Here is a 14,367-nt window from a genome sequence, read left to right as displayed (position 1 = left end):
TCGACGCCGCCGTCGGCGGCGACGGGGGCGTCCGGTGGCCGGCCGCCGCCTGCGGCCTGATCGCCGTCCTCATGGCCACCGACATCCTCACCGACGTGGCCAGCGGGTACGGCGCGGCCCGGGCCACCGCGCGGCTGCGCCTACGCCTGCTGCGCCACCTGTTCGCCTGCGACGTACGCACCGTCCGCCGCTATCCGGTGGGCGACCTGGTCAGCCGCCTCGCCGCGCAGGCCGCCGACGCCGGGCAGGCCGGCACCGCCGTGGTCCTGGGCGTCGTCGCGCTGCTCCCCCCGGTCGGCAGCGTCGTCGCGCTCACCCTGCTCGAACCGCTGCTCGGCGTCACCCTCCTCGCCGGGCTGGCCCTGCTCGCGCTGCTCATGCGCGCCTTCGTCACCGACGCCTCCGCCGCGGTGGCCGGCTACCAGCGGGTGCTGGGCGTGATCGCCGGCCGGCTGCTGGAGGCGCTCGGCGGCGCCCGCACCATCGCCGCCGCCGCGACCGTCGACCGGGAACGCGAGCGGGTGCTGGCGGCCCTGCCGGAACTGCGCGGGTACGGAGTGCTCAGCTGGCGGCTGCTGGCCAGGGCGAGCGCCCGCACCGCCGCCGTCGGGCCGCTGCTCCAGGTGGCCGTCGTGGCCGTCGGCGGGTACGCGCTGACCGTCGGCTGGCTCACCCCCGGCCAACTCGTCGCCGCCGTGCAGTACGCGGCCCTCGGCGCCGGGCTGGGCGCGGTGCTGGCCACGCTGAACCGGCTGGTCCGCAGCCGCGCGGCGGCCGGCCGGATCGCCGAACCGCTGGCCCACCCGGTACGCCCCGACGGCACCGAGCCGCTGCCGCCCGGCCGGGGGGAACTGCGGCTGCGCGGGGTCGGCGTGCGCGCGGAGGACGGGCGGGCGGTCCTCGACGGGGTCGACCTGACCGTCCCGGCGGGCGCCACGGTGGCCGTCGTCGGCCGCTCCGGCGCCGGCAAGTCGATCCTCGCCGCGGTGGCCGGCCGGCTGCACGACCCGGACGCCGGCGAGGTGCTGCTGGACGGGGTGCCGCTGCGCCGGCTCGGCCCGCCCGCGCTGCGCCGGGCCGTCGGCCACGCCTTCGACCGGCCCGTGCTGGTCGGCGAGACGGTGCACGACGCGATCGGGCTCGGGCTGCCCGCCGACTCGGCGCGACCGCCCGCCGGCGCCGCCCCGGCCACCCCGGCGGTGCTGACCGCGGCACGGGCGGCGCAGGTCGCCGACGTCGTCGCCCGGCTGCCCGAGGGCTTCCGCACCCGGCTGGCGGACGCGCCGTTCTCCGGCGGCGAGGCGCAGCGCCTCGGGCTGGCCCGCGCGTTCCCCGCCGAGCGGCTGCTCGTCCTCGACGACGCCACGTCCAGCCTGGACACCGCCACCGAACACCGGATCGCCCACGCGGTGGCGACCGGCGCCGGCGGGCGTACCCGACTCGTGGTGACCCACCGCGCGACGACGGCGGCGGCGGCCGACCTGGTGGCGTGGCTCGACGGCGGGCGGCTGCGGGCCGTGGCGCCGCACCGGCAACTCTGGTCCGACCCGGCCTACCGGGCGGTCTTCACGCCCGGCGGGGACACCCGATGAGCGGCCCCGGCGTACGCCGCACCACCTGGGCGGCGCTGCGGGCCCGCCGCCGGGCGCTGGGCCGGCTGGCCGCCTGGTCGGCGGTCGAGGCCCTGCCGGCGCTGCTGGGCGGGGTGCTCGTGGCCCGCGCCGTCGACCGGGGTTTCCTGGCCGGCGAGTTCGCCACCGGCCTGGCCTGGCTGGCCGGGCTCGCCGCGGCCGTGCTGGTCGGCGCGGCGGCCACCGGGCAGGTGTACCGCAGCCTCGGGGCCGTGGTGGAACCGTTCCGCGACGAGTTGGCCACCCGGGTGGTGCAGGGGGCGCTGCGGGACGCCACCCGGGCCGGCGGCCGGGCGGACAGCGCCACCGTGGCCCGGCTGACCCACCAGGTCGAGGTGGTCCGGGACACCTTCGGCGGGCTGCTGCTGGTGGTCCGCGGGTTCCTGTTCACCGCCGGCGCGGCGCTGCTCGGCCTGCTCGCCCTGGCCCCCCTGCTGGCGGGTGCGGTGGCCGCCCCGCTGCTGCTGGGGCTGGTCGTGTTCGGGGCGTCGCTGCCGGCCATGGTGGCGCACCAGCGGGCGCAGGTCACCGCCGGCGAGCAGCTCGGCCGGTCGGCGGCGGCCGCACTGGCCGGGCACCGCGACGTCGTCGCCTGCGGCGCGCAGGAGCGCGTGGTGTCGGAGGTGGGCCGGCGGGTGACGGCGCAGGCCGACGCGGAGCGGACGCTGGCCCGCATGGCGGCGCTGCGCAGCCTCAGCCTCGGGGTGGGCGGCTGGCTGCCCGTGGCGGTGCTGGTGCTGGCCGCGCCGTGGCTGGTCCGGCAGGGGCTGAGCGCCGGGGCCGTGCTGGGCGCGCTGCTCTACGTCACCACCGGGCTGCAACCCGCCCTGCACGCGGTCGTGCAGGGCGTCGGCGGCGGCGGCCTGCGCTACGCCGTCACCCTGGGCCGGATCCTGCGCACCAGCCCGCCCCCGGAGCCCGACCCCCGGCCGTTCCCGGTCGCCACCGCCCCGCCGTTGCCCGCCGCCACTGTGGCGGGCCCCCCGCTGGTCGGAACCGGCCCGGCGCCGTGGCCCGCCGCCGTGGCCGGTCCGCCGGCGGTCGCGCTGCGGGGGCTGACCTTCCGGTACGGCCCGCACGCCCGTCCCGTCCTGGCGGACCTCACCCTGACGGTGCCGGCCGGCGATCATCTGGCCGTGGTGGGTCCGAGCGGGGCCGGCAAGTCCACCCTGGCCGCGCTGGTCGCCGGGCTCGTACCGCCCGAGTCCGGCACGGTCCACCTGGCCGGCGTGCCGGTCGCCGGCACGCCGCCGGACGCGCTGGCCCGGATGCGGGTGCTGGTGCCGCAGGAGGCGTACGTGCGCTCCGGCTCCGTCGGCGACAACCTCCGATACCTGCACACCGAGGCCGACGACGCGACCGTCCTGGCCGCCGTGCACGCTCTCGGCGCCGGTCCCCTGGTGGCCCGCCTCGGGGGCCTCGACGCCGAACTCGACCCCGCCGAACTCTCCGCCGGGGAGCGCCAGCTCGTCGCCGCGGTCCGTGCCTACCTCGCCCCGGCGCCGCTGGTGATCCTCGACGAGGCGACGTGTCACCTGGACCCGACCCTGGAGGCGACCGTCGAGCACGCCTTCGCCCGCCGCCCCGGCACCCTGGTCGTGATCGCACACCGGATCAGCTCGGCGACCCGGGCCCGCCGGGTGCTGGTGTTCGACGGCGACCGGCCGCTCGTCGGCACCCACGACGACCTGCTGACCCGCTCGCCCACCTACCGCGAGCTGGTCGGGCACTGGGAGGACCTGGCGCCACCGGCCCGCGTGCCACTCGGCCGGCCCTGAGCATCCGCCGGGGCCGGAAGGAGTCGTCAGATCCAGCCTGCCTCGCGGGCGACCCGCACCGCCTCCACCCTCGTGCGCGCGCCCGCCTTGCGGGCTATCCGGCCCAGGTGGTTGCGCACGGTCCCCGGAGCGAGGCCGAGCGCCCGGGCGACCTCCACGACCGGCGCCCCGGCCGCGGTCAGGTCGAGGATCTCCGTCTCCCGTGAGGTCAGCGGGCTGTCCCGGCTCAGGGCCGCCATCACCAGGTCGGCGTCGACCACCGACTCGCGCCGGGCCAGCCGCCGGATGCCGTCGACCACCCGGTGCGGGGAGACGTCGCTGCCGAGGATCCCGACGGTGCGCCCCGGCACGAAGACCCGGTGCAGGCTGCGCGCCCGGCGCCGGTCGGCGAGCACCAGCACCGGGCACTGCCCCGCCATGCCCGCCTCGCCGACGAGGTCGAGGTCGACGACCGCGACGTCGGGGCGCTGCGCCCGCACCGCCGGTGGGAGGGCGTCGCCCCGGTCCAGTTCCGCCACCACACTGATGTCCGCCTCGGCGGCGAGGACGAGCGACAGGGCGCCACGGACCAGGGCACCGTCGAGAGCGAGCAGGGTACGGATCACCGTTGACCCTCCGGAGCGTCGTCAGACAGATCACGGACCGTCAGAATTCAAACACGTCCCGATGGGTTCCGCTCGGTGAGCGAGCCGTCACCGTCCACGCCGGATAGTGGGGGCCGCGCAGGCACCGACGGGCCCGCGCCCGGACGGCCTACATCCAGCCGTCGCGCCGGGCGCGCCACACCGCCTCCATCCGGTTGCGGGCGCCGGTCTTGCGCATGATCGCCGACAGGTGGTTGCGCACCGTCCCGTGCGCCAGGTAGAGCCGGTTGGCGATCTCCTTGAGCGGCAGGCCCTCCGCGGCCACCCGCAGCACCTCCACCTCCCGGCGCGTCAACGGGCTCGACGCGGGGCGCAGAGCCGTCACGGCGGCGGCGGCGTCGATGACCTTCCCCCCGGCGGCGAGTTCCCGGACGGCGTCGACCAGCGCCTCCAGGGACGCGTCCTTGCCGACCAGGCCCCGTACGCCGGCGGCCAGCAGGTCTCCGACGATCCGCTGGCTCCACCGGCGACCCATAGCCAGAACGGCCGTGTCGGGCATCGCCTCGGTGATTTCGGCGACGGCCTCGACCGGGTGTGGGGCGTCCGGCGCCAGGTCCACCAGCACCACGTCCGGCCGGTGCCGACGCACCAGGGCGGCCAGCTCCGCCGCCCCGGTCACCTCGGCGACGACCTCGATGTCCTCCTCACTCGACAGTGCCGCGCACAGCGCGGTGCGCAGCAGGCCCATCTCCTCGACAACGACGACGCGGATCAACGCGTGGCTCCGATCTGGGGGTATGGGGGCGGCGACCGGTCCCGTAGACGGGACCGGTCGGGCCGGCCGGACGGGCCGGCCGGCGGGCGAAACGACTGGGGTTCCGGCCGCGACGACCGGCGGTCAGGGGCAACGCTGTGGCCAGGGGCCGGGCGGCCGCGCGGGCGGCGGCCGCCGGGAACTCAGCCGGGGCGGGCACTCACCCCGGGGAACCGGTCACCCTGGGCCGCCGGTGCGGGTGGCGACCCGCCGTCGGCCCCCGTCCAGGGGGCCGCGTCGGCGTGGGGCCCGGTCAGCGCCGGGGCGGTGGGGGAACTCAGCGCCGGGGCGGTGGGGGAACCTGGTGGGCCGGAGGCGTCCGGGATGCCGCTCCGCCCTGTCAGGGCGACGCCGGCCCGGTCCGGGGCGGCGGCCCGGAGGCCGGACAGGGCGGCGCCGAGGGCGCCGGGCCCTGCGGCGGCTGTCCACGGCGGGACGAACCGGACGAGGGGCATCCCGGGCCGACGCGGCGGGGTGGTGGCCGCCGGCGCGGCGAGAGGTGGACGACGAAACGTCGGGCGACGCACTGGACAGCGACCTCCCTCGTCGGACACGTCGACACATCGTAAAGATCTGCTTACCCGATTGCAGCTCGTGAGTGCCTCATGACGGATTGCCGACTGGGTGCTGACGGCGGACCCGACGTGCGTTAAGGGAGTGGCGCACCGCACGACGCGCGGGGCGGTACCGCCCTGCGGCGGCCCGCACCGTGCGACGACCGCCCCGGCCCGGCACCTGGCCGAAAAGCAACAAGCCCTCCGCCAAGGGAGGGCTTGTTGCCGTTGGTTACGGGGAACGACCGGCCGGTCAGGTCATGTCGTCGTAGCGCCGGTCGATCGGCGCCGGCGCGGCGACCGGCTCCGGGGCGACGATCGGCGCGCTGGCGTCGACCCGCTTCCCGGCCTCCACCGGCTCGGGGTCGAACGTCAGCGGCGACACCTCGTCGTCGTCGATGCCGGCGTAGATCTCCTTGCCGCGTCCCTTCCGCCTGTCGTTGAGGAACGCCACCCCGACGGCGACGAAGTAGAGCAGCGACAGGCAGAGCGCCAGCAGGGTCATGCCGAACGGTCCGGGATCGGGGGTGGCCACCGCCGCGAACGCGAAGCAGATGAAGACCACGGCCCGCCACCAGCTGAGCAGCCGGCGAGCGCTCACCACCCCGGTGAAGTTCAGCATCAGCAGGGTGAGAGGGAACTCGAACGCCACCCCGAAGAGCAGGATCATGTTGGTGACGAAGGAGATGTACCGGGTCACCTCCAACTGGGAGTCGGTGCCGGTGACCCCGGCCTCCAGCAGGAAGGCCAGACCCTTGTCCACGACGAAGTAGGCCAGCACCGCGCCGGCGGCGAACAGGGGCGCCGCGATCGCGACGAAGAGGTACGCCCACTTGCGCTCGTGGCGGTGCAGGCCGGGCGCGATGAACGCCCAGAGCTGGTAGAGCCAGACCGGCGCACCGATGATCAACCCGATCCAGAGCGCCAGCTTCAGCTTGAGGACGAAGCCGTCCGCGGGCGCGAGCATCAGGAAGTTCTGGCACTCACCGTCGACCACCATGCCGGGAAGCCGGCAGTACGGCTGCTTGAGCAGGTTGAACGCCGGCTGCGCGAGCAGGAAGCCGCCGATCAGCCCGACCGCGATCGCCAGGGAGGCGCGGAACAACCGGGTGCGCAGCTCGCGGATGTGCTCGATGAGCGTCATCGAGCCGTCGGCGGCCCGCTCGAAGTTGCTCGGGCCGCGCTTCTTAAGGGCGAAGGCCACGGGTCTCGGGCCCTTCGGTCAGTTGTCGCGGACGCGCTGCGCCGGATCGTTGACCGGGGGTGCGTACGGCTGCTGCTGCGGGGCGACGTGCGGCTGCTGCCCGGCGGGCGGCGGCGCGTACGGCTGGCCCTGGACGGTCTGCGGCGGGAGCGGCTGGTAGGCGGACTGCGCGTCGGCCTTCTCGGCGAGGTCGCGGTCGTCGTCGTGCAGGCTCTTGGTCTCGGCCTTGATGATCCGCAGCGAACGGCCCAGCGAACGGGCCGCGTCCGGGAGCCGCTTCGCGCCGAAGAGCAGGATCAGCACGACCACGAGTACGGCGATGTGCCACGGCTTGAGGGCACCCATGGGAAGCTCCAGTCGCTCTGTGTCGTCGTGTGGGGTGTACCGCAGCCCATCGTACGTCCGCCGACGGCCGTTGCCACCCGCCGGGTGGTGGTGGTTCGCCCCCGGCCGGTGAAGTCTTGACCAACGCGGGACGTCCCGTCAACCATCTGCCGAAGGATCGTTCCTGCGCGCAACCGGACCGGTTCGCGCAGGGACCGGGCACCGACCGATCAGCCGCCGCGCTTGGCCCTGATCACGGCCAGCCGCCGCTGGGTGGTGTCGAGCTGCTCCTGGAGGGCCTCGGCCCGCGCCTGGAGGGTCTCGGCGGTCTCCCGCAGCGCCTCCGCCTCGGTCGCACGCCGTTGCAGGGCCACGGCCGCGCGACGCAGCCGGGGCAGCCGCGCCAGCACCGGCCGCAGGGCCAGGACGAACACGACGAGCGCGAACAGCACCAGCGCGAGCACGATCCACTTCACCACGGCGGCCAGCCTACTGCCTGCCGGCGGTCACCGCCGGGTCGGCCGGGGACACCGCCCGCGGCGTGTCCGGCCCGCCCGCGGGCGCGGGTGGCGCGGCCGGCGTCGGCAAGGCGTACGCGTCCAGGGCGGCGACCGCCGCGGCCCGGACCTGCTCGGCCAGCTCGGCCGGGGCGACCACGGTCACGTCCGGGCCCAGGCCCAGCACGAACCGGCGGGCCCAGCCCAGGTCGGTGACCCGCAGCGAGACCAGCCAGTGGTCGCCGTCGCCGGCCTCGATCCGCTCGCACGGGTAGTACTCGGTGAGCCACCGCTCGCCGCGACCGATCCGCAGGGTGATCAGCGGCAGGTCCGGCGACGGGCGGAACACGCCCTCGGTGAGGTCGTGCGGGCGGGCCTGCGGCGGCACCGCGGCCCGCTCGTCCAGCTCGGCGACCGCGTCGATGCGGTCGGCCCGGAACAGCCGCACCGCCTCCGCCCGGCGGCACCACGCCTCCACGTACGCCCGCCCGCCGACCATCAGCATCCGCAGCGGGTCGACGACGCGGTCGGTGGTCTCGTCCCGGGCTGCCGTGTAGTAGGTGATGCGCAGGGCCCGGCCGCTCTCGACGGCCGCCCGCAGCTGCTCCACCCGGTGCGTGTCGGCGGGCAGCCGGACCTCGACCGGTGCCGCCACCAGATCGCCGGCCGCGTGCTCGATCTTGGCGAGGGCCCGCTCGACGGCCTCCCGGTTGGTCACCCCGGGCGTCTCGGCGAGCATCCGCAGCGCCACCACCAACGCGAGGGCCTCGTCCGGGGTGAGCCGCAGCGGCCGGTCGATGCCGGCGTCGTAGGTGATCGTCACCCGGTCGCCGTCGAACGCCATGTCGATCAGGTCACCCGGGCCGTAGCCGGGCAACCCGCACACCCAGAGCAGTTCCAGGTCCTCGCGCAGCTGCCGCTCGGTGACGCCCAGGTCCCCGGCCGCCTCGGCGAGCTCGATGCCGGGCCGGGCCAGCAGGTAGGGCACCAGGTTCAGCAGCCGGGCCAGCCGGTCGGCCGACGCGCGGGAGCCGCCCCGGGCGGCCGGCCGGGTCACCGGACACCCCCGGCGACCGCGAGGTCGTCGTGCCGGGCGGCGATCTCCTTGAGCCGTTGGATCACCGCGTCGCGCACCTCCGGCGGATCGAGCACCCGCACGTCCGGGCCGTAGCCGACGAGCTGACCCGCAAGGACGTCCGCGTCGGCGTAGGGCAGGACGAGCCGGTCGCCGTCGGGGCAGGCGGTGGCGTCGACCGCCCAGCGGCGCAGCCCGGCGGCGCGTCCGGCGGCGACCAGCACGGTGGCCCGCCCGGTGCGCTCCGCCGGCCCCGACCAGCGGGCCACGTGGCTGATCAGGTCGACCCCGGCCGGCGGCTCGTAGCCCCCGGGGGCGCCGGTCGCCCGGACCGTGCCGACCACCCGGGACAGCCGGAAGCAGCGGGTCGCCTCGCGGTCGAGGTCGTGCCCGACCACGTACCAGCGGCCCCGCCAGCAGACCACGCCCCACGGCTGCAGGCGGCGGCGGGTGGGGTCGTCGCGGTCGGGCACCCGGTAGTCGAAGCTGACCTCACGCCGGTCCCGGGCCGCCGCGGTGAGCGGCGCGAACGCCGGGTCCACCGTGACCATCGGCTCCAGGCCCAGCGTGGCCTGCGGGTCCACGTCGACGCCGGCGGCGCGCAGCTTCGCCAGCCCGGAGGAGGCGGCGGCGGCCAGGCCGGCGTGCTGCCACAACCGGGCGGCGATGCCGACCGCGGCGGCCTCGTCCGGTTCGAGGGGGATGTCGGGCAGCGCGTACTCCCGGTGGGCGATCCGGTAGCCGGGCTCCGCGTCGAAGACGCTCGCCGTCCCGGTCTCCAGGGGCACGCCCAGCTCACGCAGCTCGGCCTTGTCCCGCTCGAACTTGCGCTGGAAGGCCTCGTGGTCACGGGCGTCGTCCGGATCGTGCTCGTAGCCGGGCACGGTCGCGGCGATCTGCGCGGCGGTCAGGAACCGTCGCGTGGACAGTAGGCAGATAACCAGGTTGACCAGGCGTTCGGTGCGGGTCCGCGACACGCGGTAGACGCTAGCAGCCCGCGCGCCGCGCCCGTGCACCCACGCGGGCAGGACGTGCCCCGCGTCGCGACCGGCCGGTTCACCGGTCGCCGGGCGGGCCGCCGACGACGACCCTACAGTGACGTGGTGACCCAGCCGGAGGTCAGGACCGAGAGCGTCGGCACCGTCGTGGTGGCGGGGGCCGCCAACCTCGCCATCGCGGTGGCCAAGCTCGTCGCCGGGGTGATCTCCGGGTCGGCGGCGATGCTCTCCGAGGCCGTGCACTCCGTCGCCGACACCACCACCGAGGTGCTGCTGTACCTCGCGCTACGCCGCGGGGCGCGGCCCGCCGACGCCCGGCACCCGTTCGGGTACGGCAAGGAGAGCTACGTCTGGGCGTTCCTCGCGGCGCTGTTCACGTTCGTCGCCGGCGCCGGCTTCGCCATCACCCACGGCGTCACCACCATCCTGGTGCACGAGCACAGCGGCGACTACCTGGTCACCTACGTCGTGCTGGCGGTGTCGTTCGCCATCGAGTCGGTCTCGCTGGCCCGCGCCGTGCGCCAGGTCCGCGCCGAGTCCCGCCGCTGGCGCACCACGCCGCGCCGGTTCCTGCACCTGACCTCCGACACCCCCCTGAAGGCCGTCTTCCTGGAGGACAGCGCGGCCCTGATCGGGCTGGTGCTGGCCGCCGCCGGGGTCGCCCTGTCCCAGCTCACCGGGGACGAGTTCTGGGACGGCGCCGCCTCCGTCCTGATCGGCGTGCTGCTGCTCGTGGTGGCCGCCGTCCTGGCCCACAGCAACATCTCGCTGCTGGTCGGCCGGTCCGTACCCGAACGGCTGCGCGGCGAGATCAGCGAGGAACTCGCCGGCCTACCCGCCGTGCGCCGGATCGACACCCTGCTGACCATGCAGCTCGGCCCGAGCGACGTCCTGGTCGCCGCGAAGGTGGACTTCGACGACGAGGCGAGCGGCGCGACCATCGAGGCCGCCGCCGACCAGGCCGAGCGGCGGCTCACCGCCCGCCACCCGCAGATCCGGTACGTCTTCCTCGACCCCACCCGCACCGGCGACGCCCCGGGATCCGGCGGCTCCGGCGGCTGACCGCCGACCGGCCGTACCGCCCCGGGCGCGCCCGCTCCGGGCGGCGACGCTAGCGTGCCGGACATGGTGCGATGGCGGTCGGGAACGGTGACGGCGCTGCGACGGCAGTGGAGCGGGGCGGTCGAACTGGACGTCGACCTGCCCGACGGCGGCACCGTACGCGCCCTGGCCTACCCCGCGCTCGTCGGCCGGCCCGAGCCCGGCGACCGGGTGCTGCTCAACGCCGGCGCACTGCTGATGGGCCTCGGCACCGGCGGGTACGCCCTGGTCGTGGCGCTGCCCGACCGGCTGCCGCCGGACCCGCCGCAGGCCCTCGACACCCGCGACGCCGGCCACCTGGTCAAGGCCCGCTACACCCCGCTGCAGCCGATCCTGCTCGGCGTCGACGAGGAGGCGTCCCCGCACCGGGAGGTGATGGCCGCCGCCGACGACCTGGCCGGCCTGCCCGTCGTCACCGCCGACCTGCACTCCGCGCTGCCGGCGATCCTGGCCGGCATCCACGCCGACGCCCCCGCCGCCCGGGTGGCGTACCTGCTGACCGACGGCGGGGCACTGCCGGCCTGGTTCTCCCGCACCCTCGCCGGGCTGCGCGACCACCTCGTCGGCACGGTCACCGTCGGCCAGGCGTTCGGCGGGGACCTGGAGGCGAGCACCGTGCACAGTGGGCTGCTGGCCGCCCGGCACGTGCTGCGCGCCGACGTCGTCGTCGTCGCGCAGGGGCCGGGCAACCTGGGCACCGGCACCCGGTGGGGCTTCTCCGGGGTGGCCGTCGGCGAGGCCGTCAACGCCGTCGCCACGCTGGGCGGGCGCCCGGTCGGGTCGCTGCGGATCTCCGACGCCGACCCCCGGCCCCGGCACCGGGGCGTGTCGCACCACAGCCTCACCGCGTACGGCCGGGTGGCCCTCGCCCCCGCCGAGCTGGTCGTGCCCGACGGCCTGGCCCCGGCGCTGGCCGACGAGGTCGACGCGGCGCTGGCGCCCCTCGCGGCGCGGCACACCCTCGTCCGGGTCCCGACCGACGGGCTCGACGCCGCGCTGCGGGCCGCGCCCGTGCCGCTGTCCACCATGGGCCGGGGCCTCGACGCCGATCACGCCTACTTCCTGGCCGCCGCCGCGGCCGGCCGGCACGCCGCACGCCTGCTGGCCTGACCCGCCCGGCCGTCCGGCACCTCTGCGGCGCGGCGCCCGCCCGCGGGGTCGGGCCCCGCCGGGCGGTGCGCCCGCAGACGCTCGGTCAGCTCGCGCCGTAGCCGTAGCGCACGATGTGTTCCGCGGTCATCTCGTACACCGCCGGGTCCTCGGGAGCCAGCGTGCCCAGCCCGTCGACGTACCGGTTGAACATGCAGAACGCCGCCGCGATCAGGACCGTGTCGTGGATCTCCAGGTCCGTCGCGCCGGCGGACCGCGCGGCCTTGACCAGCTCCGCCGTCACGTCACGGCCGCTGCGCTGCACGGCGCCGGCGATCTCCAGCAGCGCCCGCAGCTTGTCGCTGACCTCGGCGGTCGCCGGATCGGCACGGACCTGGTCGACCAGCCGCATGCCCAGGGGGAGCTGCGCCGCCGCGAACGCCGAGTGCGACGCGCAGCAGAACCGGCACTCGTTCAGCCCCGACACGTACGCCGCGATCAGTTCCCGCTCGCCGGGGCTCAGCGTCGGGTGCGGGGCGCGCAGCAGCGTCTCCGCCAGCTCGTTGAGCGGCTTGGCCGTCTCGGGGCGGAACCGCATCGGGCCGTTGATGCCCGGATGCGCCCGCTCGTCGAGACCGAGGTCGATGTGCGCCATGCCGTCACCCTCCCTGCCACGACCGCGGCGTGCGCGGTCGGCCACCGGAAATGCCGAACGGGCATGACCGTTCCAGCTTCGCCGGGGCCGGCGCAACTTCGAGGTTGCGGCCTCGTCGAGCCGCCACGACGTCGCGTCAGGGCGGCTCAGGCCAGGAAGATCAGGGCCAGCCAGGCGCCCACGATCAGCACCAGCGCGAGCGCCAGCACCCAGGTGGGCACCGTGTACTCGCCGCGGCGGTTGCGCTCGATCTCGGCGCGGATCTTCTCGCGGCGGCGCTCGGCCCAGTTCTGTCGCTGGCGGCCGCTCTCGGGAGGTTCGGAAGTCGTCATGGCGCGGTCAGCCTACCGGCCCCGCCGGCCCGGACGGCGGTCAGCACCCACCGGGCCGGCGTCGCCGTCACATGCTGGCGATCAGCCGCTCCACCCGCTCGTCGTACGCCCGGAACGGGTCCTTGCAGAGCACGGTGCGCTGCGCCTGGTCGTTGAGCTTCAGGTGCACCCAGTCGACGGTGAAGTCGCGCCGCTTCTCCTGGGCGTGCCGGATGAACTCCCCGCGCAACCGCGCCCGGGTCGTCTGGGGCGGGGTTTCCTTGGCCTCGAAGATCTCCGGGTCGGTCGCCACCCGGTCCACCTCGCCGCGCCGCTCCAGCAGCCCGTAGAGGCCCCGGCCCCGGCGCAGGTCGTGGTAGGCGAGGTCCATCTGGGCCACCCGCGGGTGCGACAGCGGCAGGTCGTGCTTGCGCTGGTAGCGCTCGATGAGCCGCAGCTTGGTCACCCAGTCGATCTCCCGGGACACCGGCTCCAGGTCGCCGGTCTCCACCGCGCGCAGCACCCGGCCCCACAGCTCCACCACCCGCTTGGCGGTCTGGTCGCCGCCGCGCCGCTCCACGAACTCGGTCGCCTTGGCCAGGTATTCCTGCTGGATCTCCAGCGCGCTGACCTCCTTGCCGGAGGACAGCCGCACCTTGCGCCGCCCGGTGATGTCGTGCGACACCTCGCGGATCGCCCGGATCGGGTTCTCCAGCGTCAGGTCGCGCATCACCACCCCGGCCTCGATCATCCGCAGCACGATGTCGGCGGTGCCGACCTTGAGCAGCGTGGTGACCTCGTTCATGTTGGAGTCGCCGACGATGACGTGCAGCCGGCGGTAGCGCTCCGCGTCCGCGTGGGGTTCGTCGCGGGTGTTGATGATCGGCCGGCTCCGGGTCGTCGCCGACGAGACGCCCTCCCAGATGTGCTCGGCGCGCTGCGAGAGGCAGTAGACCGCCCCGCGCGGCGTCTGCAGCACCTTGCCCGCCCCGCAGATCAACTGCCGGGTGACCAGGAAGGGGATCAGCACGTCGGCCAGCCGGCCGAACTCCCCGTGCCGCGACACCAGGTAGTTCTCGTGGCAGCCGTACGAGTTGCCGGCCGAGTCGGTGTTGTTCTTGAACAGGTAGATCTCGCCCGCGATGCCCTCGTCGTGCAGCCGCTTCTCCGCGTCGACGAGCAGACCCTCCAGGATCCGCTCACCGGCCCGGTCGTGCGCGACCAGGTCCACCACCGAGTCGCACTCCGGGGTGGCGTACTCCGGGTGCGAGCCGACGTCCAGGTAGAGCCGGGCGCCGTTGCGCAGGAAAACGTTGCTCGACCGGCCCCACGACACCACGCGGCGGAAGAGGTACCGGGCGACCTCGTCGGGGGACAGCCGCCGCTGCCCACGGTAGGTGCAGGTGACGCCGTACTCGGTCTCGAGGCCGAAGATTCGCCGCTCCATGATGAGACATTAGCCGCCCGAGGCCCCAGATGGGCACCGCACACCGCGCCCGTCTCACCCGGGGCGCCCGTCGACCCACCCCGCACACCACGGCGCGCGGCCCGGTGAGCGCCCGACCGGCCGCCGCGAGGCGACCGCGTTCGCGTCCCCGTTCGCCGCCGCGTCCCAGGTGGACGCTCGGCGTCCCGGACCCCGGCGCCCCACCCGGGGCCGTCAGATCCCGCAACCGCTCCAGGCAGTCCTGGTAGTACTGAGCCGGCTCCGGCCGCGGAAAGTTCGGGTGCGCGGTCCACTCCGCCACGAAG

At 75.7% G+C, this 14,367-nt stretch carries 14 protein-coding genes; 4 read left to right on the top strand and 10 right to left on the bottom strand.

The genetic code is table 11. The features are described 5' to 3' along the window. Nucleotides 1-1,592 (top strand): ABC transporter ATP-binding protein (locus tag AB0G13_RS30155; RefSeq protein WP_357881580.1); only part of this gene is annotated, 1,592 nt, incomplete at its 5' end. Continuing rightward, on the top strand, nucleotides 1,589-3,409 hold the full coding sequence (locus AB0G13_RS30150; RefSeq protein ID WP_357881577.1) for an ABC transporter ATP-binding protein: 1,821 nt from the start codon (nucleotides 1,589-1,591) through the stop codon (nucleotides 3,407-3,409). The genes AB0G13_RS30155 and AB0G13_RS30150, both read left to right, overlap by 4 nt. A gap of 26 nt (nucleotides 3,410-3,435) precedes the next feature. On the opposite strand, the gene AB0G13_RS30145 is transcribed toward AB0G13_RS30150, so the two are convergent. The 7 genes from AB0G13_RS30145 to AB0G13_RS30115 all read right to left on the bottom strand — a co-directional run bounded on the left by AB0G13_RS30145 (nucleotide 3,436) and on the right by AB0G13_RS30115 (nucleotide 9,438). Beyond that, nucleotides 3,436-4,014 carry a response regulator transcription factor gene (locus tag AB0G13_RS30145; protein ID WP_357881574.1) on the bottom strand — a complete coding sequence of 193 codons (579 nt, stop codon included), beginning with the start codon at nucleotides 4,012-4,014 and terminating at the stop codon, nucleotides 3,436-3,438. Between the two features lie 148 nt (nucleotides 4,015-4,162). After that, nucleotides 4,163-4,768 carry a response regulator transcription factor gene (locus AB0G13_RS30140; RefSeq protein WP_357881571.1) on the bottom strand — a complete coding sequence of 202 codons (606 nt, stop codon included), beginning with the start codon at nucleotides 4,766-4,768 and terminating at the stop codon, nucleotides 4,163-4,165. Nucleotides 4,769-5,614: 846 nt separating this feature from the next. Next, the gene (gene tatC, locus AB0G13_RS30135) at nucleotides 5,615-6,565 is read right to left on the bottom strand and encodes a twin-arginine translocase subunit TatC (protein WP_357881567.1); all 951 of its coding nucleotides are present in this window, start codon (nucleotides 6,563-6,565) and stop codon (nucleotides 5,615-5,617) included. Between the two features lie 18 nt (nucleotides 6,566-6,583). Next, nucleotides 6,584-6,910, bottom strand: coding sequence for a Sec-independent protein translocase subunit TatA (gene tatA / locus AB0G13_RS30130; protein ID WP_357881564.1), 327 nt, complete (start codon nucleotides 6,908-6,910; stop codon nucleotides 6,584-6,586). Nucleotides 6,911-7,119: 209 nt separating this feature from the next. After that, nucleotides 7,120-7,368 carry a hypothetical protein gene (locus AB0G13_RS30125; RefSeq protein ID WP_357881561.1) on the bottom strand — a complete coding sequence of 83 codons (249 nt, stop codon included), beginning with the start codon at nucleotides 7,366-7,368 and terminating at the stop codon, nucleotides 7,120-7,122. A 10-nt stretch (nucleotides 7,369-7,378) separates the two neighbouring features. Then, a complete protein-coding gene (locus tag AB0G13_RS30120; protein WP_357881558.1) occupies nucleotides 7,379-8,443 on the bottom strand; it encodes a YafY family protein in 1,065 nt (354 codons plus the stop codon). Continuing rightward, nucleotides 8,440-9,438, bottom strand: coding sequence for a WYL domain-containing protein (locus tag AB0G13_RS30115; RefSeq protein WP_357881555.1), 999 nt, complete (start codon nucleotides 9,436-9,438; stop codon nucleotides 8,440-8,442). The genes AB0G13_RS30120 and AB0G13_RS30115 overlap by 4 nt, the downstream gene beginning before the upstream one ends. Before the next feature lie 126 nt (nucleotides 9,439-9,564). On the opposite strand from AB0G13_RS30115, the gene AB0G13_RS30110 reads away from it, so the two are divergent. After that, nucleotides 9,565-10,521 (top strand): cation diffusion facilitator family transporter, encoded by a 957-nt coding sequence (locus AB0G13_RS30110; RefSeq protein ID WP_357881551.1) that lies wholly within the window; start codon nucleotides 9,565-9,567, stop codon nucleotides 10,519-10,521. A gap of 63 nt (nucleotides 10,522-10,584) precedes the next feature. Beyond that, the gene (locus AB0G13_RS30105; RefSeq protein WP_357881548.1) at nucleotides 10,585-11,670 is read left to right on the top strand and encodes a DUF3866 family protein; all 1,086 of its coding nucleotides are present in this window, start codon (nucleotides 10,585-10,587) and stop codon (nucleotides 11,668-11,670) included. Nucleotides 11,671-11,755: 85 nt separating this feature from the next. Here the strand turns inward: AB0G13_RS30105 and AB0G13_RS30100 are convergent, their stop codons facing one another. The 3 genes from AB0G13_RS30100 to pafA form a co-directional block, all read right to left on the bottom strand. Next, nucleotides 11,756-12,304 carry a carboxymuconolactone decarboxylase family protein gene (locus tag AB0G13_RS30100; protein WP_357881546.1) on the bottom strand — a complete coding sequence of 183 codons (549 nt, stop codon included), beginning with the start codon at nucleotides 12,302-12,304 and terminating at the stop codon, nucleotides 11,756-11,758. 146 nt (nucleotides 12,305-12,450) lie between these two features. Then, on the bottom strand, nucleotides 12,451-12,636 hold the full coding sequence (locus AB0G13_RS30095) for a hypothetical protein (protein WP_357881543.1): 186 nt from the start codon (nucleotides 12,634-12,636) through the stop codon (nucleotides 12,451-12,453). 67 nt (nucleotides 12,637-12,703) lie between these two features. Next, complete coding sequence (gene pafA / locus AB0G13_RS30090) at nucleotides 12,704-14,062, bottom strand: Pup--protein ligase (RefSeq protein ID WP_357881540.1); 1,359 nt, start codon at nucleotides 14,060-14,062, stop codon at nucleotides 12,704-12,706. Between the last annotated feature and the right edge of the window lie 305 nt (nucleotides 14,063-14,367).

Source organism: Micromonospora sp. NPDC023633, from assembly GCF_040640035.1.
GTDB lineage: Bacteria > Actinomycetota > Actinomycetes > Mycobacteriales > Micromonosporaceae > Micromonospora.
This window is presented reverse-complemented; position numbering and strand designations above follow the sequence as displayed.

Bases quoted from the DNA above. Each gene is read 5' to 3' on its own strand.
- pafA (WP_357881540.1), bottom strand. From the start codon at position 14,062: ATGGAGCGGCGAATCTTCGGCCTCGAGACCGAGTACGGCGTCACCTGC.
- AB0G13_RS30100 (WP_357881546.1), bottom strand. From the start codon at position 12,304: ATGGCGCACATCGACCTCGGTCTCGACGAGCGGGCGCATCCGGGCATC.
- AB0G13_RS30095 (WP_357881543.1), bottom strand. From the start codon at position 12,636: ATGACGACTTCCGAACCTCCCGAGAGCGGCCGCCAGCGACAGAACTGG.
- AB0G13_RS30105 (WP_357881548.1), top strand. From the start codon at position 10,585: ATGGTGCGATGGCGGTCGGGAACGGTGACGGCGCTGCGACGGCAGTGG.
- tatA (WP_357881564.1), bottom strand. From the start codon at position 6,910: ATGGGTGCCCTCAAGCCGTGGCACATCGCCGTACTCGTGGTCGTGCTG.
- AB0G13_RS30150 (WP_357881577.1), top strand. From the start codon at position 1,589: ATGAGCGGCCCCGGCGTACGCCGCACCACCTGGGCGGCGCTGCGGGCC.